The organism is Lyngbya sp. CCY1209, assembly GCF_035615495.1.
GTDB lineage: Bacteria > Cyanobacteriota > Cyanobacteriia > Cyanobacteriales > Microcoleaceae > Limnospira.
The window spans coordinates 1-1189 of the sequence record NZ_JAJENU010000110.1; the positions used below are offsets into that span (position 1 = coordinate 1).

The window sequence follows — 1189 nt, forward strand, 5'->3', positions numbered from 1 at the left end:
GCAGTTTGGCTTCTCGGTTTGGGATTTCTGCTGATTTCCCTCTCCTTGTTGCCCAGTAGACCCAGTTTCCGTCATACGTTGATGCGTTTGGTCTAACCAACGTGTGGTAGACAATGGGAGTCCAGTTATGATGTTGAAGTCGCAGACCATCCTTCGTTTGGAAAATCCATTTTTCGTTTCTTTCGTTCCCATTACTCAGTATTACTTTTCCGGTTCGGAAGTATTTCCTGAGCGTTTTGTATTTGGCGTTTCCGCATCTTGATTCTACCCATGCCCGTAGTTGTTGCCAGAGTATGTTATCTAGCTTTCCGAATATCTCCGAGGAGACTACCCCTGAATAGTATCTTGACCATCCTGTGATGATGGGATTGAGTCTTTTAATCAGGGCGGCTTGAGGTGCTGTTTTATGATTCTTAATCACCTCTTTTACCTTTTCAGTATGGGCTTTGATTGCTTCTTTATCCGGTTTTATGTGAGTCTTGAATCCCAGTAGTCTATTGTGGGGACCTCCACTTTTCCCGGATGTATGTCTCCCTTTTGGATATTGCCTGATATTGAACCCCAGAAAGTCGAATCCGGGTGGGACTTTTTCTCCGTCAACTTTGATTTCTCTTAGTGTATGACAGATTCTTGTCTTTTCCGGCTTAAGTCGGAGTCCAATGGGCTCTAGCCATGAGGAAATAGCAATCTTGCACTGTTCAATGATTTCGAGTTTTGGAGATATAACTACAAAATCATCGGCGTATCTGACGACAGTTGCTTGAACTTTGCTATTCTTTTTTGGGAATAGCTCTTCGATGTGCCTCACCATCCCATCCAGTGCGATGTTGGCGAGGAGTGGACTTATTATCCCTCCTTGGGGTGTCCCGGCTTTTGTATCGTCAAATACACCATTGTCGATGACCCCGGCTTTTAACCATTGTCTGATATTGCGCCTTATGGTCGTTGGACAATGAAGTTTAGATAGTAGGTAATCATGGTCAATTTGGTCAAAGCATTTGGCAATATCGGCATCCAGAACATAGTAGTTCAGTTTGTTGAGCGCCAAATATATTCTACCAATTGCGTCAAGGGTTGAGCGTCCAGGTCGGAACCCATAACTTGTTCCCTCGAATTTAGGTTCCCAGTAGGGTTCCATTGCCATCTTGACCAAGGCTTGCTTGGCTCTATCTCGGATTGTTGGGATTCC

The 1189-nt window shown here is 44.5% G+C and carries 1 protein-coding gene; it reads right to left on the reverse strand.

Annotated elements, in window-relative coordinates; genetic code table 11:
- Positions 1–1189: reverse transcriptase domain-containing protein (locus LKE08_RS00720; RefSeq protein ID WP_324702274.1), on the reverse strand; the 1189-nt coding region annotated here is incomplete at both ends.